We start from the raw sequence: 19,969 nt of genomic DNA, 5'->3' as shown, positions 1-19,969 counted from the left end.
ACGGACGTTCACCACAGGGGCGTACGAGGGGTGGGGGAGCGTTCATGATGGGTCCAGCGCACTCGCTTTCGGGGGCGGCGGCGTGGCTGGGGGTGGGCGCGGCGGCCACCGCGGCGGGCCACGAGATGCCCTGGCCCGTGCTCGTCGTCGGCGCCCTCATCTGCGCCGGCGCGGCCCTCGCGCCCGACCTGGACCACAAGTCCGCGACCATCTCCCGGGCCTTCGGCCCGCTGTCCCGCCTCCTGTGCGAGGTCATCGACAAGCTCTCCGCCGCCGTCTACAAGGCGACGAAGAAGCCCGGCGACCCGCGCCGCACCGGCGGCCACCGGACCCTGACGCACACCTGGCTCTGGGCAGTGCTGATCGGCGTCGGCTTCGCCGCCCTCGCGGCGCTCGGCGGCCGGTGGGCGGTCCTCGGGATCCTCTTCGTCCACATGGTGCTGGCCATCGAGGGGCTGCTGTGGCGGGCCGCCAGGGTCTCCAGCGACGTGCTCGTGTGGCTGCTCGGCGCCACCAGCGCGTGGATCCTCGCCGCCGTCCTCGACGAGCCGGGCAACGGCTCCGGCTGGCTCTTCACCGAGCCCGGCCAGGAGTACCTGTGGCTGGGCCTGCCCATCGTCCTCGGCGCGCTCGTGCACGACCTCGGCGACGCGCTGACCGTCTCCGGCTGTCCCGTCCTGTGGCCGATCCCGGTGGGCCGCAAGCGCTGGTACCCGATCGGCCCGCCGGACTTCATGCGCTTCCGCGCCGGCAGCTGGATCGAGCTGAAGATACTGATGCCGGCCTTCATGGTGGCCGGCGCGGCCGGCGGCCTCACCGCCATGGGCGTCATCGGCTGACGGCGCCCGGCTGACGGCGGCCCGGCCGCGGCGGCGCCCCGCGGCCGGGGGCCGCCGGACGCGCCGGGCCCGTCAGCCGTGCCAGGAGCGCCACAGCGCGGCGTACGCGCCGTCCGCCGCCACCAGCTCCTCGTGGCTGCCCAGCTCGCTGATGCGGCCGTCCTCGACCACCGCGATCACGTCCGCGTCGTGCGCGGTGTGCAGCCGGTGCGCGATGGCCACCACCGTCCGGCCGTCGAGCACCTTCGCCAGCGAGCGCTCCAGGTGCCGCGCCGCCCGCGGGTCGAGCAGCGACGTCGCCTCGTCCAGCACCAGCGTGTGCGGGTCCGCCAGCACCAGCCGGGCCAGCGCGATCTGCTGCGCCTGCGCCGGCGTGAGCGCCTCCCCGCCGGACCCGACCTCCGTGTCCAGGCCGTCGTCCAGCGCCCGCGCCCACTCGCCCGCGTCGACCGCGGCCAGGGCCGCCCACAGCTCCGCGTCGTCCGCCCCGGTACGCGCCAGCCGCAGGTTGTCCCGCAGCGAGCCGACGAACACGTGGTGCTCCTGGTTGACCAGCGCCACGTGCTCGCGCACCCGCTCGGCCTGCATCCGCGCCAGCTCCGCGCCGCCGAGCCGGATCTCGCCGCGCCGCGGCGCGTAGATCCCGGCGAGCAGCCGGCCCAGCGTCGACTTCCCCGCGCCCGAGGGCCCGACCAGCGCCAGCCGGCTGCCCGGCCGCAGCCGCAGCGAGACGCCGTGCAGCACGTCGGCCCCGGCGCGGTAGCCGAAGCGGACCTCGTCGGCGTGCACGTCCCGGCCGCCCGGCCGCAGCGCCGCGTCGCCGGGGTCCGCCTCGATGTCCCGTACGCCCACCAGCCGGGCCAGCGACACCTGCGCCACCTGCAACTCGTCGTACCAGCGCAGGATCATGCCCACCGGCTCGGTGAGCATCTGCGCCAGCAGCGCGCCCGTCGTCAGCTCGCCGACGCTCATCCAGCCCTGGAAGACGAAGGCGCCGCCGAGGAGCAGCACCGAGCCGAGGACGACGATGTGGGTGGCGTTGAAGACGGGGAAGAACATGCAGCGCAGGTAGAGGGTGTACCGCTCCCACGCCACCCACTCCCTGACCCGCCGGTCGGACAGCGCGACCCGGCGCGCGCCCAGCCGGTGTGCCTCCACCGTCCGGCCGGCGTCGACGGTCTCGGTGAGCGCCGCGGCCACGGCGGCGTACCCGGCGGCCTCCGAGCGGTAGGCGCGGGGGGCCCGTTTGAAGTACCAGCGGCAGCCCGCGAGCAGCACCGGCGCGGCCAGCACCACCGCCACCGCCAGAGGGGGCGCCATCACCACCATGCCGCCCAGCACCAGACCGACCCACACCACCGCGATCGTCAGCTGCGGCACGGCCTCGCGCATCGCGTTCGCCAGCCGGTCGATGTCGGTGGTGATACGGGACAGCAGGTCGCCGGTCCCGGCCCGCTCCAGCACGCCCGGCGGCAGCCCCACGGACCGGACGAGGAAGTCCTCGCGCAGGTCCGCGAGCATCCGCTCGCCCAGCATCGCGCCGCGCAGCCGCACCAGCCGGATGAAGACGGCCTGGAGCGCCAGCGCGACCGAGAACAGCACCACCGCGCGCGTCAGGGGGAGGTCCTCCACCCCCGCCGACAGGTCCTCGACCAGGCCGCCGAGGAGGTACGGGCCGGCCATCGAGGCGATGACGGCGACCGCGTTCACCGCGATGAGCAGCAGGAACGGGGTCCGGTGCCGGCGCAGCAGCTCGGCCACGTAGCCGCGGACAGTCGCGGGCGCGCCCACCGGCAGGGTGGTCGCGGTGCGCGGTGCGGCCGGGTCGTAGTCGGGCGGTCGCACGCCGATCATGCGGTCTCCTCCATCATCCGGGGCACGCCGCCCCCGTCGCGTACGGCGGGGCCGCCGTCGGCTCCGCCCGGTACGCCCCCGGCCGCCGCGGGCGCCTGCTTCTCGTCGTCCGTCTCCCTGGTGACCACCGCGCGGTACGCGGCGTCGCCGTGCAGCAGCTCGCGGTGCGGGCCCTCGGCCACCACCGCGCCGTCCTGGACGAACGCCACCGTGTCGGCCCGGTCCAGCAGCAGCGGGCTGGACGTGAACACCACCGTCGTACGGCCCGCGCGGATCTCCCGCAGGCCCTCGGCGATACGCGCCTCGGTGTGCGAGTCGACCGCCGAGGTCGGCTCGTCGAGCACCAGCACCTCCGGGTCGGCCACCAGCGACCGGGCCAGCGCGAGGCGCTGGCGCTGGCCGCCGGAGAGCGACCGGCCGCGCTCGGTGATCGGCGCGCCCATCGGTTCGCCGTCCGCGTCCGGCACCCCGGCCGCCGCCTGCGCCAGCGCGGCCAGCACGTCGCCGCACTGGGCGGCGGCCAGCGCCGCGGCGGGCGTGACGGCGCCGGAGGCCGGTACGTCCAGCAGGTCGGCGAGCGTCCCGGACAGCAGCATCGGGTCCTTGTCCTGCACCAGCACCGCCGCCCGGGCCCCGGCCAGCGGCAGGTCGTCCAGCGCCGTGCCGCCCAGCCGCACCGACGGCAGCCCGCCCGGCTCGCCCGGATCGGCCGGGTGCCCGCCGAGGCGGTCGGCGAGGCGCCCGGCGGTGTCGGGGTCGCCGCAGACCACGGCGGTCAGCCGGCCGGCCGCGGCGCGCAGCCCGGTCGCCGGGTCGTGCAGCTCCCCGCCGAGCGCCCCCGCGCCGGCGGCACCGTCATCGGCGTCGTCGTCGCCGTCGTCGGTGCCGGTGCCGCCGGTCGCGGTACGGGCCAGGCCCAGCACCCGCGCCGCGCGCTTGGCCGACGGCCGGGAGAAGGAGTACGCCATGGCCAGCTCGGCGAAGTGGTGCATCGGGAAGAGCAGGAACGTCACGGCGCCGTACACGGTGACCAGCTCGCCGACCGTGATCGTCCCGCGCTGCACCAGCCCCACCCCGTGCCCGACGACGACCACCAGCAGCACGCCCGGCAGCGCCACCTGCACGGCGTGGATCAGCGCCCACATCCGCGCGCTGCGCACCGCCGCGGTCCGCACCTCCTGCGACGCCGCCCGGTAGCGGTCCAGGAACAGCTCCTCGCCGCCGATGCCGCGCAGCACCCGCAGCCCCGCCACGGTGTCCGCGGCCAGCTCGGTCGCCCGGCCCGCCTTGGCCCGCTGGTCGTCGGCGCGGCGGGTGGCGTACGGCAGCAGCGGCAGCGGCGCCAGCGCCAGGACCGGCAGCGCGACCGCGACGACGACGCCCAGCTCCGGCGCGTAGACGACCAGTCCGGCGGTGACGGCGAGCGCGGTGACCAGCGCGGCGGTGAACCGCGAGAACGACTCGACGAACCAGCCGATCTTCTCCACGTCGCCGGTGCTCACCGCGACCACCTCGCCGGCCGCCACCCGCCGGGTCAGCACCGAGCCCAGCTCGGCCGCCTTGCGCGCGAGGAGTTGCTGCACGCGCGAGGCGGCGACGATCCAGTTGGTGACGGCCGCGCGGTGCAGCATGCTGTCGCCGAGGGCGATGAGGGCGCCGAAGACGATCAGCAGCGCGCCGGACACCGCCAGCCGCCCGCCGTCCCGGTCCACGACCGCCTGCACCGCCATGCCCACCGGCAGCGGCATCGCGCCGATCGGCAGCATCCACACCAGCCCCCACAGCAGCGCGGCGAGCTGCCCGCCGAGCTGCATGCGGCCGAGCCAGACGAGGAAGTGGCGGCCGGACCGGACGTCCGGTTCTCCGGGGTCCGTATGCGGCAGGTCGCGCAGCTGCATGGCATCCCAACGGGTCGTCTCGGACGGGGGTGAGCCGTGCAAGGCTGTCGGTTTTCGGGGCGTGAATTCAACCCGTTTTCGCCTGTGAGGCGACATGGAGGCCATGCTCGGGGGCGGGTCCGGGCGGTCCCGCCGGTTCCGCCGGACCGCCCGGCCCGCCGCGCGGCGGGGCGTGTGACCATGGGCGTATGGGCGCGTACGGGACGAGGGCGCGGACGGCCGCCGCGGCCGCCGCGCTGCTCCTGCTGGCCGGCTGCGGCGCCGCCGGCGGCGGCGGCGATTCCGGCGGACGTACGGGCGCCGGCGGTGGCTCCGGCGGCGCGAGCGCGTCGCCGAGCGCCCCGCCCGGCCCCCCGCCCGGTGGCCTTCCCGGCGTCGGCGCCCGGCTCAACGACGAGGTGCCCGCCGGCTCCCGTCAGGCCGTCGCCGTGTACGGCGAGGGCCCCGACTCCCCGGACGCCACCGTCGTGCTCTACGAGAAGAGCGGCCGCGACTGGCGGCGCCTGGGCAGCTGGCCCGGGCACAACGGCAAGAAGGGCTGGACCCCCGACCACCGCGAGGGCGACAAGCGCAGCCCGGTCGGGGTGTTCACGCTCTCCGACGCCGGCGGGGTGCTCGCCGACCCGGGCGCGAAGCTGCCGTACACCCGCTCGCCGGCCTTCGCCGCGCCGCGCTCCTGGCCGGAGTCGTACTGGAACGACTTCGACCTCGTCATCGCCATCGACTACAACCGCGTCCGGGGCACCTCGCCGCTCGACCCCACCCGCCCGCGCGGGCAGGAGGAGGGCGGCTCGATCTGGTTCCACCTGGACCACGGCAGCGGCACCTCCGGCTGCGTCAGCATCCCCAGGGCCGGGATGACGGAGCTGCTGACCACGCTGGACCCGGAGAAGGACCCGGTCGCCGTGATGGGCGACCGGGCCTCCCTCGCCGGGTGAGCGGTGGGCTCCGCTCAGCCGGCGGCGCTCACGCCTCCTCGGGCTTCTCCGAGTCGATGCCGGGGCGCTCGTGCCTCCACCCGCCGCGGGTGAAGTCCGGGATCCGCTGCGGCCGCCCGCCCGCCTTGATCGACCGGTGGCTGAGCGGCACCGGCGCGGTCCACACCGCGGCGTCGTAGACGTCGAAGTCGGGGACCAGCCCGAGGCGCATGCACTGCATCAGCCGGAAGACCATGATGTAGTCCATGCCGCCGTGCCCGCCGGGCGGGTTGGAGTGCTCCTTCCACAGCCAGTGGTCGTGGTCCGCGAACTCCGCGAAGTCGTGCCACCGGTCGTCCGTGTGCGCCGGCTCCAGGTAGATGCGCGGCTCGTAGTCCTCGAAGACGCCCTTCGTGCCGCCGAGGGAGTTGATGCGGCTGTACGGGTGCGGGGTCGAGACGTCGTGCTCCAGCCGGATCACCCGCCCCCGGGCCGTCTGGATCATGCTGAAGGTGCGGTCGCCCTTGATGTACGTCTCCTTCCAGCTCGGGTCCCCGGGCGGCATGTTCGCCTCGCGGTACTGGGCGAGGGTCAGGGCCGGGGTGCCGAAGCTGGAGATGTGCGTGACGCGGTCGCCGCGGTTGACGTCCATGTAGTTGGCCGTCGGGCCGAAGCCGTGGTTGGGGTAGAGGTCGCCGAGCAGGCGGGTGTGCCACAGTCGGCGCCAGGGGCCCTCGTAGTAGTCGGGATCGAACATCAGCCCGCGCAGGTCGTGGTTGTACGCGCCGGCGGCGTGCAGCAGGTCGCCGAAGAGCCCTTCGTGCGCCATGCGCAGCACCCGCATCTCGTTCCGGCCGTACGCGCAGTTCTCCAGCTGCATGCAGTGCCGGCGGGTGCGCTCGGAGAGGTCGACCAGGTCCCACAGCTCGTCCAGGCGCATCGCGATGGGGCACTCGACGCCGACGTGCTTGCCGTGGGTCATCGCCGTCTTCGCCATCTCGAAGTGCCAGTCCCAGGGGGTGGCGACGTAGACGAAGTCGATGTCGTTGCGGGCGCAGAGCTGCTCGAAGTCGTGCTCGCCGTTGGTGTACGTGGCGGGCGCCGGCTGGCCGGCCTCGACGACCTTCTTCGCGGCCCGCTCCAGCTTGTCCACGACCGGGTCGCACAGCGCGGTCACCCGCACGCCCTGCTGGGCGAGGAACAGGTCGATCATGCCGCCGCCGCGGTTGCCGAGGCCGACGATCCCGACCCGTACGGTGGCGTGGCGCTCGAACGGCACGCCGATCATCGTCCTGCCGCGCCGCGGGCGTTCGGCGTCGGCGTCGGTGTCGGCGCCGGCCGCCGCCGCGGTCCCCGCGGCCCCGCCCTCCGCCGCGTGGGCCTGCGAGGCGCCGAAGGCGCCCAGGCCGAGCCCGGCGCCGGCGACGCCCGCCGAGCGCAGGACCGATCGGCGGGAGTAGCCGTCGTCGGTTTCGCCGGATCTCGGGGTGGCGTTCTCCTCGCGCATGCGTCCTCCGGATGGTGTGCGGTCGGTTCGCCGCCACCCTCGCCGGACCCGGACGCGTCGACAAGAGGTCTGCACCACTGGGAGGTTGGACTTACGGCGCGGGCCGGATGGACTTCTCGCCGGCCCGGTCCCCGGCCCTATCGGGTGGCCCGCTCCAGCTCCAGCAGCACGGAGCGGTACGAGCGGCCGGTCGCACGGTCCATGCCGATCTCGCACATCCGGTTCGCCGACAGGTGCGCGCCGAAGTCGCGGGCGGTGACCTCCGCGGCCTCGCGCGCGGTCGCGGACGCGGTCAGCTCCTTGTGCAGCATGCCGCGGTCGCCGGCGAAGGCGCAGCAGGCGGCGTCGTCGGGCACCACGACCTCCTCGGCGACCGCCGCGGCCAGCGCGGTGAGCCGGCCGGTGTTGCCCAGGTGGCGCATCGAGCAGGTCGGGTGGACCACGGCGGAGGCGGTCCGCCGCCCGATCGTCAGCCGGGGCAGCAGCTCGTCGGCGGCCCAGTCGAGGGAGTCCAGCACGGTCAGCCGCGCGTGCAGCTTGCGGCTGGACTCCGTCAGGTACGGCACCACCTCGTGCGCCAGGCCCAGCGTGCAGGACGAGGCGTCGACGACGACCGGCAGCCGGGCGCCGTCCGTCCACCGCCAGGCGGCCTCGACGATCCGGTTGGCCATCAGCCGGGTGCCGCCGTCGTAGCCCTTGGAGTGCCAGATGGTGGCGCAGCAGGTGCCGGTGACGTCGTCGGGGATCCACACCGGGCGGCCGGCGCGGGCCGAGACGGCGACGACCGCCTCCGCCAGGTTCGGGCCGTGCGCGTCGCCGGGGCCGCCGAAGATGCGGTTGACGCACGCCGGGAAGTAGACGGCGGCGGCGCCCTCGCGGACGGTGCCGGGCAGCCGGCGCGCGGCCGGGCCGGGGATCTCCGGCAGCCACTCCGGTACGAGGTCGGGGCGCACCGCGCGGCGCGCCAGCCGGGTCGCGGCGCCCGGCACCCGGTCGCCGAGCCGGTGCGCCGCGGCGACGGCCAGCCGGGCGGCGCGCTCGACCCGGCCGAAGCGGCGGGCGGCGGCGGTGGCGGCGCGCTCCTCCCGGGCGGAGTGCCGGGCGTGCCGGAAGTCCTTCATCAGCTGTCCGGTGTCGATGCCGACGGGGCAGTCCAGGCTGCACGTCGAGTCGCCGGCGCAGGTGTCGACGGCGTCGTACCCGTACGCCTCCAGCAGGCCGCGGGTGACCGGCGCGCCGGGCGGCTGGCGCAGCATCTCCCGGCGCAGCACGATGCGCTCCCGCGGGGTGGTGGTCAAATCGCGGCTGGGGCAGGTGGGTTCGCAGAAGCCGCACTCGATGCACGGGTCGGCGATGTCCTCGATCCGCGGGATGGTCTTCAGCCCGCGCAGGTGCGCCTGCGGGTCGCGGTCGAGGAGGACCCGCGGGGCGAGGATGCCGCGCGGGTCGACCAGCTCCTTGATCCGCCACATCAGCCCGGTGGCCCGCTCGCCCCACTCCAGCGCCAGGAACGGGGCGATGTTGCGGCCGGTGGCGTGCTCGGCCTTCAGCGAGCCGTCGAAGCGCTCGACGGTCAGCCGGCAGAAGTCGTCCATGAAGGCCGCGTAGCGCTCGACGTCGGCGGGCCGGGCGGCGTCGAAGGCCAGCAGGAAGTGCAGGTTGCCGTGGGCGGCGTGGCCGGCGACGGCGGCGTCGAAGCCGTGCTCCGCCTGGAGTGCGAGCAGCGCCTCGCAGGCGTCGGCGAGCCGGGCCGGCGGCACGGCGAAGTCCTCGGTGATGAGGGTCGTACCGGCCGGGCGGGAGCCGCCGACGGCGGTGACGAACGCCTTGCGGGCCTTCCAGTAGCCGGCGATCCGGCCCGGGTCGCGGGTGAAGGCGTTGCCGCCGTCGGCCACCGACCCCACCGGCGCCACCAGGTCCAGCCCCGCCAGCACCCGGGCGGCCGCCTCCTCGTCACGCTCCTGCGCCGCCTCGTCGGGCGCCCGGAACTCCACCAGCAGCGCCGCCGTCTGTTTCGGCAGCTCCGCCCAGTCGGCGGGCACGCCGGCGACGCTCACCGAGGCGCGCAGCGTGTTGCCGTCCATCAGCTCCACCGCGCGCGCCCCGGCCTCGTTGAACGCCGGCACCGCGGCGGCGGCCGCGTGGAGGGTGGGGAAGAACAGCAGCGCGGTGGAGGTGTGCCGGTCCAGCGGCAGGGTGTCGAAGACGGTGTCGGCGATGAAGCCCAGCGTGCCCTCGGAGCCGACCATCAGCCCGCGCAGGATCTCCACCGGGGTGGCGCCGTCGAGGAAGGCGTCCAGCCGGTAGCCGTTGGTGTTCTTGATCTCGTACTTCGCGCGGATCCGGGCGGTAAGCTCCGCGTCCGCCTCGACCTCCGCCTTGAGCGCGAGCAGTCCGCGGCACAGCTCCGGCTCGGCCGCGGCCAGCCGCTCGTCGGCGTCGGCCGCGGCGGTGTCCACGACGGTGCCGGAGGGCAGCACGAAGGTCAGCGAGGCGAGGGTCCGGTACGAGTTCCGGTCGGTGCCGGCGGTCATGCCCGAGGCGTTGTTGGCGACGACGCCGCCGAGGGTGCAGGCGAGGGCGCTGGCCGGGTCGGGGCCGAGGACGCGGCCGTGCCGGGCGAGGGTGGCGTTGGCCCGTACGACGGTGGTGCCCGGGCCGACCCGGGCGCGCCGGGCGTCGCCGAGGACCTCGACGCCCACCCAGTGCCTGCGGACGTCGACGAGGATGTCCTCGCCCTGCGCCTGGCCGTTGAGCGAGGTGCCCGCGGCCCGGAAGACGAGCTTGCGGCCGTGTTCGTGGGCGAACCGGAAGAGCGCCGAGACGTCCGCGACCGACTCGGCGACGGCCACGGCCCGCGGCACGAACCGGTAGGGGCTGGCGTCCGAGGCGTACCGCACCAGGTCGCTCACGCCCGTCAGCACCTTCTCCGCGCCCAGCAGCGCCGTCAGCTCGCCGCGCAGCGGCTCGGGCGTGCCCGCGGCGAGGTCGTCGGCGACCCGGTCCGGCGCGGGCGCCGCCCCGCGGCCGGGGCGCAGGGCCGAGGGCTTGGGCTGGAGCAGCGGCATGGGAACGGACTCCTCAGCGGGTGTGGCCGTGCGTGTCGACCAGGGGGGCGATGAGCTCCAGCAGCTTCGCACGCTGCTCTTCCGACAGCGGCTTCAGCACGTCCGCGGCGGCGGCGAGCCGCGCCCGGTGCAGCTCGGCGAGCGCGGTGCGGCCCGCCTCGGTGGTCTCGACGCGGATCACCCGCCGGCTGGCCGGATCGGGTACGCGCCGGACCAGGCCGCCCGCCTCCAGCGCGTCCACGTGGGTGGTGACCGCGCGGGGCACGACGCCGAGGTGCTCGGCGAGGTCGGCCATGCGCGGCGGCTCCTCGTGGCGCTCCAGGGTGCGCAGCAGCCTGGACTGGGCCGGGGTGATGCCCAGGGGCTTGAAGTAGCGCTTCTGGGCGTGGTGGATCCGGCGGGTGAGCAGCAGGAGCTGCTCGGCCAGCTGGCCGGTCACGTCTGCGGGGGGCGGGGGCGACTGGGGCACGCCCCGAGACTATCAGGAGGATATTCAGTGTGCATATAGGTAACAGTGAGCTACGCTCTCTTATAGGTCGTATCTTCTGAGGAGGCTCATGCCGCACGATCCCCTCGACGGGTGGACACCCCCGCCCTCCGATCCGGAGCAGCCCGCGCAGGTGCGCCGGATCGTCGCGCTCTTCCGCCCGTACCGCGGCCGGCTCGCCGTGGTCGGGCTGCTGGTGGCCGCGTCCTCGCTGGTGTCGGTCGCCTCGCCGTTCCTGCTCCGCGAGGTCGTCGACACCGCGCTGCCGCAGGGCCGCACCGGCCTGCTGACGCTGCTCGCGCTCGGCATGGTCGGCGTCGCCGTCCTCGGCGGCGTCTTCGGCGTGCTCCAGACCCTCATCTCCACCACCGTCGGCCAGCGCGTCATGCACGACCTGCGCACCGCCGTCTACGCCCAGCTCCAGCGCATGCCGCTGGCCTTCTTCACCCGCACCCGCACCGGCGAGGTCCAGTCCCGCATCGCCAGCGACATCGGCGGCATGCAGGCCACCGTCACCACCACCGCCACCTCGCTGGTCTCCAACCTCACCAGCGTCGTCGCCACCGTCGTCGCCATGCTCGCGCTCGACTGGCGGCTCACCGTCGTGTCGCTGCTCCTCCTGCCGCTCTTCGTCTGGATCGCCCGCCGCGTCGGGCGCGAGCGCAAGCAGATCACCTCGCAGCGGCAGAAGCAGATGGCCGCCATGGCCGCCGGCGTGACCGAGTCGCTGTCGGTCAGCGGCATCATGCTCGGCCGCACCATGGGCCGCTCCGACAGCCTCACCCGGGGCTTCGCCGAGGAGTCCGAGCGCCTGGTGGACCTGGAGGTACGGGCCAACATGGCGGGCCGCTGGCGGATGGCCGTCATCGGCGTGGTGATGGCCGCGATGCCGGCCGTCATCTACTGGACCGCCGGACTCGCCTCCGCCACCGCCGGGCACGGCGTGTCCATCGGCACCGTCGTCGCCTTCGTCTCGCTCCAGCAGGGGCTCTTCCGGCCCACCGTCAGCCTGCTGTCCACCGGTGTGCAGATGCAGACCTCGCTCGCCCTCTTCCAGCGCATCTTCGAGTACCTCGACCTGCCCGTCGACATCGCCGAGCCCGAGAACCCGGTGCGGCTGGCGAAGCCCCGCGGCGACGTGCGCTTCGAGCACGCCGGCTTCGCGTACGAGCCGGGGCGGCCGACGCTGCGCGACGTCGACCTCACCGTGCCCGCCGGCACCAGCCTCGCGGTCGTCGGCCCCACCGGCGCCGGCAAGTCCACCCTGGGCTACCTGGTGCCGCGGCTGTACGACGTCACCGGCGGCCGGGTCACCATCGACGGCACCGACGTGCGCGACCTCGACTTCGACTCGCTCGCCCGCGCCGTCGGCGTCGTCGCCCAGGAGACGTACCTCTTCCACGCCTCCGTCGCCGACAACCTGCGCTTCGCCCGCCCGGACGCCACCGACGCCGAGATCGAGGCCGCCGCCCGCACCGCGCAGATCCACGACCACATCGCCGCCCTCCCCGACGGCTACGACACCCTCGTCGGCGAGCGCGGCTACCGCTTCTCCGGCGGCGAGAAGCAGCGCCTGGCCCTCGCCCGGACGATCCTGCGCGACCCGCCGGTGCTCATCCTCGACGAGGCCACCAGCGCGCTGGACACCCGCACCGAGCGCGCGGTGCAGGAGGCGGTCGACGCGCTGGCCGAGGGCCGTACGACGATCACCATCGCGCACCGCCTGTCCACCGTCCGCGACGCCGACCAGATCGCCGTCCTGGACGACGGCCGGGTCGCCGAACTCGGCACGCACGACGAGCTGATCGCCGCCGGCGGGCGGTACGCCGCGCTCGTCCGGCGCGACGCCGACGCGGCCGCCGGCCACGGCGGCGCACCGGTCGCACCGGACGCGTCGGTCGCGGTCTGACCACGAGGCCACGGGCCGCCGGGACTTCGACGAGGTGCGGCTCGTCCACGTCGGCGACCGGACGTACGAGGCGTTCGTCCGGCGGCCCGGCCGACGGCCCCGCGGCCGGGGCGCCGCTCCGGGCGGCGGCGGGGACTGCCATCCTGGCGTCGTGCAGAAACCCGCGTCCGTCACGCCCGTCGCCCCGCACACCGTACGGTTTCCGCTGCTCACCCAGGAGTGGCTGGACCTCGCCTTCGTCCACTGGGCCGTCGACCCGGCCGCCGTGGCGCCGCTGCTGCCCGGCGGGACGGTGCCCGACACCCACGACGGGGTCACCTACGTCGGGCTCATCGCGTTCCGGATGCACCGCGTCGGGTGGCTCCGGCTGCCCGGCGTGCCGTACCTCGGCACCTTCCCGGAGACCAACGTGCGGCTGTACTCGGTCGACGCGCACGGGCGGCGCGGCGTCGTGTTCCGGTCGCTGGACGCCGCGCGGCTGATCCCGGTGGTCATGGGCCGGGCCGGCTTCGGGCTGCCCTACCTGTGGTCGCGGATGACGGTCCGCCGGGCCGGCGACACCGTCCGCTACACCAGCTCCCGGCGCTGGCCGGGACCGCGCGGCGCGTACAGCCGGCTGGTCGTCCGCCGGGGCGAGCGCATCGCGGAGGCGACCGACCTGGAGCACTTCCTCACCGCGCGCTGGGGCCTGCACAACGTGTTCTTCCGCGGCACGGGTTACCTGCCCAACGACCATCCGCGCTGGCCGCTGTACCGCGCCGAGCTGCTTGAGTGCGAGGAGAACCTGATAGCGGCCGCCGGGCTGCCCGCTCCGGCCGGCGCCCCGGTCAGCGTCCTGTACTCGCCGGGCGTTCCGGTACGCCTCGGCCTCCCGGCCCGGCCCGCCGGCATCCCCACGCCGTAGCGCCCGGGGCACCCCGCGCGGCGGGGTGCCCCGGCGGCGCGGGGGTCAGTAGTAGCAGCGGTCGAGCATGCTCTGCACCGCGGACTTCTCCGCGGAGTCGATCGTCAGGTTCCAGCGGTACTTGGTGTGGATCCAGAACTTCGCGTAGCCGCACCAGGAGGAGGTGCGCGGCGGCCGCCAGTCGGACGGGTCGCGGTCGCCCTTGGAGCTGTTGACCTCGGTGGTCACCGCGATCAGCTGGGGGCCGGTGACGTCGTTGGCGAACGCCTCGCGGCGGGAGGTGCTCCAGCCGCGGGCGCCGGAGCGCCACGCCTCGGCCAGCGCCACGATGTGGTCGATGGAGATCTGCGAGGGCGCGGTGCGGGTGACGCCGTCGAAGTAGCTGTACCAGCTGCCGGAGTCGGGGTAGCAGTCCGCCCCGGTGGTCACGTCGTCGCCGTCGCGGCGGAGGACCCACTCGCGGGTGTTGCAGTTGCCGGAGACGGCGTTCCAGTGGGGGAACTTCTCGCGGTCGTAGCCGGTCATCGAGCCTTCCCGGGCCACGGTCAGGCGGTCGAGTTCGTACTGCACCCGGGCCTTGGACGGCACGTCCGGCGGGAACGCCGACGCCGGCGGCGCCGCGCCGAGCGCGGCGCCGAGGACGAGCGCCAGAAGGGCGAGCACCGCGGTCCAGCCGCGGGGGGATATCGCTGACGATCCGAGCGACCTGAACAAGCTGGCCTCCGAGGGGTGAGGACGAGCACCGGGGGCCGGGCGCGCGCCGGCGGGCCGCGGGCGAACCGCCCCGCGGCGGACACGGGTTGGGCGCACAGGCCCGACTGTCGACGCGTGTAGACATGCCCACGACAAGGGCCTCTATGCACGAAAGTTCGACAACCGCGAGCTGTCGCGCAGGTGTACGGCAGCGCCCCCGGGCGACGGGAGCGGGCCGTCGCGCGGGGGCGCGGGTGCGGGGCGGGCGGTCGGCGGGCGCGGGTGGCGGTGGCGGTGGCGGGTCCGGCGGGGCGGGTGGCGTGGTGCGGTGGGGGCGGACGGGTCAGCGGACGCCGCCGATGATCGCGTCGATCCGCGACTTCACGGAGGTCACGTCGCCGTAGATCGCGGGGGAGACGGCGCAGGTGCCGGCCGTGCCGCGGCTGGTGGCGCCGACGAGCCGCCAGTCGCCGGGCCCGCCGACCACCGCCGGGCCGCCGGAGTCGCCGTAGCACGCGCCCCGGCCGCCGCCGCCGTTGACGCACAGCTCGTACGTGCCCCGGATGCCGGCGCAGGAGAAGTCACCGAGGATCGTGGTGTCGAGCTGGCGCAGCCGCACCGGCGGGGCGCCGCAGCCGCGGGTCGGGCAGGTCTGGCCCCAGCCGATCAGCCGGGTCGCCGCGCCGGGCGGCGCGGAGCCGGCGATGGGCACGGGCGTCTGCGCCGAGGGAGAGGCGAGGCGCAGCAGGGCCATGTCGGCGGCGACCTGGCGCCGTTCGACGACCCGGCGGACCTCGCCGCCCGAGGTGCGGTCGGTGGTGCCGATCCGCACCTGGTACGGGGTGCCGCAGTGCGCGGCGGTGACGACCCAGCGGGGGTGCACCAGGCTGCCGCCGCAGGTGTGGCTCCCGGACGCGCTCTGCAGGGACGCCATGAAGGAGTACGTCTCCGAGGCCGGCTGGCCGCCCACGATCTTGGTGCCCGGCGGCGGCGTGGGCTGGGCGGAACCGGCGGCCGCGGCCGCACCCGACATGGACAGGACGGCGGCGACGGCGGTGGCTAACCCGCCGAACCGCATAAGGGCGCGTATTCGTCTCTTCATTTTGCGTGTTCCTCCCATGGGGGCTTCGGTGTGTTCATGCCGAAGGGGGCCGCACGAGCGTAAGCGCGCATCCCGGGACACGTAAACAGTGCGCCGGGCCGGCACGCGAATTCACGTACCCGCAACTAAGCGCTCTGACCTGGACGTTCATCATCCGGAGTCAACGTCTCCGGGTCCGCTCGAAGAAATCGCTTGCATAGCGCGGTGATATGGCCGTCGAATAATGGAAAGGTGTCTGGACGCCGGGAATTGCGTCGCTCAGGCGCGGGGTGAAGGGTCCGGAAGCCAGCCGCGGCGCTGCGCCAGAATTCCCGCCTGGAAGCGGGTGCGGGCACCCAGCTCGTCCAGCAGCTCCGCCACCCGGCGGGTGACCGTGCGCGGGCTCACGCCCAGCTGCCGGGCGATCGCCTCGTCCTTCACCCCCGCCGCGAGCAGCGTCAGCAGCCCCAGGTCGGAGCACGACGGCCGGTCGGGCCCGGCCTGCGGCAGCAGCGGCGCGGCCTGCTGCCACAGCAGCTCGAAGAGGCCGACGAGCGCGTCCAGCAGCGCGCACGGGCGGATCACCAGCGCGCTGTCCACCTGGTCGTCGAGCGCGATCGGCAGCAGCGCCAGGGCCCGGTCGGCGACCGCCAGCTTCATCGGCACCTGCGGATGGACGCGCGACCGCTCGCCGTTGGCCGCCGCCCGCCGCGCCGCCGCCAGCGCGCCGGGGTACTCCAGCGACTCCGGGGCGTAGATGCCGCGCACCACCACGTCCTCGTGCAGCCGCGCCGTCACCCCCTCCTCGGAACCGGTCGCGTCGGCGGCGTAGGGCGGCCGGTCGAAGACCAGCAGCTCCCGCTCGCAGCCGCGGACGAGCTGGGCGAAGCGCTCCGCGATGGCCTGCCGGCCGGTGAGGATCTCCAGCAGCTCGTCGGGCTGCCGGCCGGTGCTCAGCGTCGCCGCCAGCGCCCGTGCGTTGCGCTGCAGTTCGCCCAGCTCCCGGCGGCGCCGGGCGACGAGCAGGTCGACGGCGGTGTCCGGGCGGGTGGCCAGCAGCCGTACCGGACGCCCCGGCAGCCGGCTGACCAGGCCCAGCTCCGCCAGCTCCGTCACGCCGCGCCGCGTCGCGCGCTCCGAGCGGCCCAGCCGGCCGGCGAGCTCGGCGACGGTCCGGCCGGGCGCCGCCAGCAGCGCGCGGTAGACGGACTCTGCGTACGACGGTACCCCCAGGACCTCAAGCATCCGGCCATCGTGGCCAGTTATAGACGTGGCGACAAGACGCCACGGAGATCCGTTCCGCGGCGCGGCCGCCCGCGGTAAGACCTGATCATGTCCTCTCGACGGCTTCCCCAGCACCTCCGCGCTGCCGTGACGGCCCTCCTCCTCGGCGGGCTCACCCTCCCGGCCCTGTCGGCCACGCCGGCCGCGGCCGGCCCCCCGCCCCCGGCCGCGTCGCCCGCCGGCGGCGCGGCGGCTCCGGCCCCGGCCGCCTCCGCCACGGTCACCCTGATCACCGGCGACGAGGTCACCCTCGACGAGACGGCGGACGGCCCGCCCGCCGTCTCCGTCACGCCCCGGCCCGACTCCGCCGGTACCCGCTCCTTCACCACCCTGCGCGACGGCGAGGACGTCTACGTCGTCCCCGACGACGCCGCCGGGCTCGTGCCCGAGGTACTCGACCTCGAACTGTTCAACATCACCGCTCTCGTCGACATGGGCTACGACGACGCCACCACCGGCGCGCTGCCGCTCATCGTGCAGGGCCCGCGCCCGCTGGCCGCCACCGGCACCGCGGCGCGCGCCGACGCGCTGCCGCTGCCGAGCATCGGCGCCGTCGCCGTGGAACTGCCCAAGAAGGACGCCGACGGCTTCGCCGCCACGCTCGCCCGCCCCGCCGGGCCCGCCGCGGCCGGGGTGCGCCGGGTGTGGCTGGACAGCCGGCTGGAAGCCGCCGAACTCGACGGCAACCTCCGCCAGATCGGTGCCCCCGAGGTGTGGGACGCCGGGCTGACCGGCGCCGGCGTGGACGTCGCCGTCCTCGACTCGGGTGTCGACGCCGACCACCCCGACCTGCGCGGCAAGGTCGCCGAGGCCGCCGACTTCACCGGCGAGGGCACGACCGCGGACCGCAACGGCCACGGCACCCACGTCGCCTCGCTCGTCGCGGGCAGCGGCGCCGCGTCCGGCGGCGCCCGCCGGGGCGTGGCGTACGACGCCCGGCTGCTGTCCGGCCGGGTGCTGGACGGGGCGGGCCAGGGCCGGGCGTCCTGGGTCATCGCCGGCATGCAGTGGGCCACCGAGCAGGGCGCCGACGTCGTCAACCTCAGCCTCGGCGGCACCGCGCCCGAGCGCCCGGAGAACGACCCCGTCGCCCGAGCGCTGGACAGCCTGGCCGCCGAGACCGGCACCCTCTTCGTCGTCGCCGCGGGCAACTCCGGCCCGTACTCCGGCACCATCGGCACCCCCGGCGTCGCGGAGAGCGCGCTGACCGTGGGGGCCGCCCGCGCCAACGGCGGTACGCCCCGGTTCTCCAGCGTCGGGCCGGCCACCGGCACGTTCCTCGCCAAGCCCGACCTGACCGCCCCCGGCGTCGACATCACCGGCGCCCGGGCCGGCGGCGGCACGGCCGACCCGTACACCGCGATGAGCGGCACCTCGCAGGCCACCCCGCACGTCGCCGGCGCCGCCGCGCTGCTGCTCCAGAAGCACCCCGGCTGGGACGGGCCGCGGCTGAAGACCGCCCTCATGACCACCGCGGACGGCGACCCCGCCGAGCCCCGGCCGCACGTCGCCGGCGCCGGCGTCCTCGACCTGCCCGGCGCCACCGGCCAGACGCTGCGGCTGAACCGCGGCAACGTCGACTTCGGCTACCTGCGCCACCCCGACGGCGACCGCCCGGCGACCGTCGGGCTGACCCTGACCAACACCGGCGCCGAGCCCCGCACCGTCTCCCTCACCGACCTCGCCGCCGAGCGCGCCGGCGCCCCCCTCGCGGACGACGCCGTCACCGTCAGCCCCGGCACGGTGACCGTCGCGCCCGGCGCCACGGAGGCGGTGACGGTCACCCTGCGGCCCGCGGACGTCGCGCCCGGCGTCTACTCCGGCGCCGTCGTCCTCACCGAGAGCGGGCACGACACCGTCACCCTGCCGCTCAGCTTCTACCGCGAACCGCCCCGCCACGACGTGCACCTGACCGTCCTCGACCGGCACGGCCGGCCCTGGGCCGGCGGCAGCCTGTGGCTGCTCAACATGGCCGAGACCTACCCGGAGACCGGCGGCGGCTTCCGCACCGTCCACCTCGACGGGAACGGCCGCGCCACCGCCCGTATGCTGCCCGGCCCGCTGACGATGCTGGCCAAGGTGGAGACGCCCGCCGCGGACGGCGAGCCCGCCACCGTCGCCTTCGCCGGCTCCCCGGAGGTGCGGGTGGACGCCGACATGGCGTACACCATCGACGCCCGCAAGGCGCTGCCGCTGCGCCCCGCGACGGTCGCGGGCGCGGACACCCGGGTGCGGCACGCCTCCGTCCACTACGCCCGCCACGACGAGGCCGGCACCGGCGGCATGGACGAGGGGATCTACGCCACCGGCGAGGAGATCGAGCAGGGCCGGGTCTTCCTGCAGCCGACCCGGCCGGTGCGGCACGGCACCGCGGCGTTCGAGACCCGCTGGCGCCTGGAGGCCGACGGCCGGACGCACGGGCGGCAGGCCGACGTGTACGAGCTGGTGCTCGGCCGCGGCGAGACGATCCCCGACCCACCGCGCTACCACGTCACGCGCGCGGAGACGCGCAGGCTGGCGCGGGTCGAGGCGGACTACCGTTCGCTGCTCGGCCGCGACGACACGTACATCGAGACCCGCGAGGCGCGCAGCGACGGCGTCGAGACCGCCATCGTCTTCGAGCACCCGATCGCGGTGCCGCAGCGCCGCGTGGAACTGGTCACCGCGCGGCCGGACGTCAGCTGGCGCCACTGCGTCCGCGGCCCCGGGACGGCGCTCGCGCGCCTGTGCGCCCCCACGCTGCCGTACGAGCCGGGGGAGCGCGCCGCACCGGTCTGGTTCGGCGCCCCGGCCCCGGCGGTCATCTCCGGGGTGCACTACGGCGACCTCCTCGACCTGCCGGTCTCGCTGAGCGACGGCGAGCACCAGGGATCGGTGTGGAACGTGCCGGCCGCCGGCAACGAGAGCCTGCGGCTCTTCCGCGACGGCGCCGAGATCCCGGCCCGCCCCGGCACCAGCTACTTCCCCGTCACGCCGGAGCCCGCCACGTACCGGCTGGAGCACATCTCCCGCCCCGACCGCGAGGCGCTGCCGATCGGCAGCGAGACCCGCACGAGCTGGACGTTCCCCGCCCGCGGCCCGGCGGATCCGGCGACGGGGCAGGAGCGGGTGCGGCTGCTGGGCGTCGACTACGCGCCCCGCACCGACCGCGACGGCGACGTCCCCGCGTACCGGCCGCTCACGGTCGGCCTGCGGCTGACCTCCACCGCGGGGCCCGAGGACGCGATCAGGACCGAGCGCGGCGGCGTGCGGTTCTGGGCCTCCACGGACGGCGGCCGGCGGTGGCGCGAGGGGGTGGTCCTCGGGGGCCGGGACGGGGAGCTGACCGCGCTCGTCCCGGGGGTGTGGCCGCGCCCGGGCCAGGAGGTGTCCGTGCGGGTACGTGCCACGGCGGCGGAGGGCCGCGCGATCGACCAGACGATCGTCGACGCCTACCGCGCCGGCTGAGGCGCCGCCCCGCTCCCGCGCCGGCCCCGGGTCGAACCCGGGGCCGGCGCGGTGTCCGGCGCGGTGTCCGGCGGCGGAGAG

At 75.5% G+C, this 19,969-nt stretch carries 13 protein-coding genes; 5 read left to right on the top strand and 8 right to left on the bottom strand.

All coding sequences use genetic code 11. The features are described 5' to 3' along the window. Positions 1–44 precede the first annotated feature (44 nt). Positions 45–839 (top strand): metal-dependent hydrolase, encoded by a 795-nt coding sequence (locus ACHZ99_RS20110; protein WP_420306031.1) that lies wholly within the window; start codon positions 45–47, stop codon positions 837–839. A gap of 72 nt (positions 840–911) precedes the next feature. Here the strand turns inward: ACHZ99_RS20110 and ACHZ99_RS20105 are convergent, their stop codons facing one another. Both ACHZ99_RS20105 and ACHZ99_RS20100 read right to left on the bottom strand, forming a co-directional pair. Then, positions 912–2,693 carry an ABC transporter ATP-binding protein gene (locus tag ACHZ99_RS20105; RefSeq protein ID WP_420306030.1) on the bottom strand — a complete coding sequence of 594 codons (1,782 nt, stop codon included), beginning with the start codon at positions 2,691–2,693 and terminating at the stop codon, positions 912–914. Further along, positions 2,690–4,591, bottom strand: a complete 1,902-nt coding sequence (locus tag ACHZ99_RS20100) for an ABC transporter transmembrane domain-containing protein (protein WP_420306029.1) — start codon at positions 4,589–4,591, stop codon at positions 2,690–2,692. The genes ACHZ99_RS20105 and ACHZ99_RS20100 overlap by 4 nt, the downstream gene beginning before the upstream one ends. Before the next feature lie 188 nt (positions 4,592–4,779). On the opposite strand from ACHZ99_RS20100, the gene ACHZ99_RS20095 reads away from it, so the two are divergent. Beyond that, positions 4,780–5,529, top strand: coding sequence for a hypothetical protein (locus ACHZ99_RS20095; RefSeq protein WP_420306028.1), 750 nt, complete (start codon positions 4,780–4,782; stop codon positions 5,527–5,529). A 28-nt stretch (positions 5,530–5,557) separates the two neighbouring features. Here ACHZ99_RS20095 and ACHZ99_RS20090 read toward each other — a convergent pair whose 3' ends face one another. The 3 genes from ACHZ99_RS20090 to ACHZ99_RS20080 all read right to left on the bottom strand — a co-directional run bounded on the left by ACHZ99_RS20090 (position 5,558) and on the right by ACHZ99_RS20080 (position 10,552). Further along, complete coding sequence (locus ACHZ99_RS20090) at positions 5,558–7,015, bottom strand: Gfo/Idh/MocA family protein (protein WP_420306027.1); 1,458 nt, start codon at positions 7,013–7,015, stop codon at positions 5,558–5,560. Between the two features lie 137 nt (positions 7,016–7,152). Next, complete coding sequence (locus tag ACHZ99_RS20085) at positions 7,153–10,083, bottom strand: FAD-binding and (Fe-S)-binding domain-containing protein (protein WP_420306026.1); 2,931 nt, start codon at positions 10,081–10,083, stop codon at positions 7,153–7,155. Between the two features lie 13 nt (positions 10,084–10,096). After that, entirely contained in the window at positions 10,097–10,552 is a 456-nt protein-coding gene (locus ACHZ99_RS20080) for a MarR family winged helix-turn-helix transcriptional regulator (protein ID WP_420306025.1), read from the bottom strand. Between the two features lie 88 nt (positions 10,553–10,640). Here ACHZ99_RS20080 and ACHZ99_RS20075 point away from each other — a divergent pair, with 88 nt between their 5' ends. After that, positions 10,641–12,479, top strand: coding sequence for an ABC transporter ATP-binding protein (locus ACHZ99_RS20075; protein WP_420306024.1), 1,839 nt, complete (start codon positions 10,641–10,643; stop codon positions 12,477–12,479). A 151-nt stretch (positions 12,480–12,630) separates the two neighbouring features. Next, the gene (locus ACHZ99_RS20070; protein ID WP_420306023.1) at positions 12,631–13,383 is read left to right on the top strand and encodes a YqjF family protein; all 753 of its coding nucleotides are present in this window, start codon (positions 12,631–12,633) and stop codon (positions 13,381–13,383) included. A gap of 45 nt (positions 13,384–13,428) precedes the next feature. On the opposite strand, the gene ACHZ99_RS20065 is transcribed toward ACHZ99_RS20070, so the two are convergent. The 3 genes from ACHZ99_RS20065 to ACHZ99_RS20055 all read right to left on the bottom strand — a co-directional run bounded on the left by ACHZ99_RS20065 (position 13,429) and on the right by ACHZ99_RS20055 (position 16,402). Next, positions 13,429–14,097, bottom strand: coding sequence for an HNH endonuclease family protein (locus ACHZ99_RS20065; protein WP_420306022.1), 669 nt, complete (start codon positions 14,095–14,097; stop codon positions 13,429–13,431). Between the two features lie 322 nt (positions 14,098–14,419). Beyond that, a complete protein-coding gene (locus tag ACHZ99_RS20060) occupies positions 14,420–15,178 on the bottom strand; it encodes a S1 family peptidase (protein ID WP_420306021.1) in 759 nt (252 codons plus the stop codon). Positions 15,179–15,436: 258 nt separating this feature from the next. Then, complete coding sequence (locus ACHZ99_RS20055; RefSeq protein ID WP_420306020.1) at positions 15,437–16,402, bottom strand: transcriptional regulator TrmB; 966 nt, start codon at positions 16,400–16,402, stop codon at positions 15,437–15,439. An 87-nt stretch (positions 16,403–16,489) separates the two neighbouring features. Here ACHZ99_RS20055 and ACHZ99_RS20050 point away from each other — a divergent pair, with 87 nt between their 5' ends. Next, a complete protein-coding gene (locus tag ACHZ99_RS20050) occupies positions 16,490–19,888 on the top strand; it encodes a S8 family peptidase (RefSeq protein ID WP_420306019.1) in 3,399 nt (1,132 codons plus the stop codon). Positions 19,889–19,969: the final 81 nt, after the last annotated feature.

The organism is Streptomyces sp. MAR4 CNX-425 (genome assembly GCF_048656465.1).
Lineage (GTDB): Bacteria > Actinomycetota > Actinomycetes > Streptomycetales > Streptomycetaceae > Streptomyces.
Note: the sequence above shows the minus strand (reverse complement) of the source record. Positions and strands in the feature narration are given on the sequence as shown.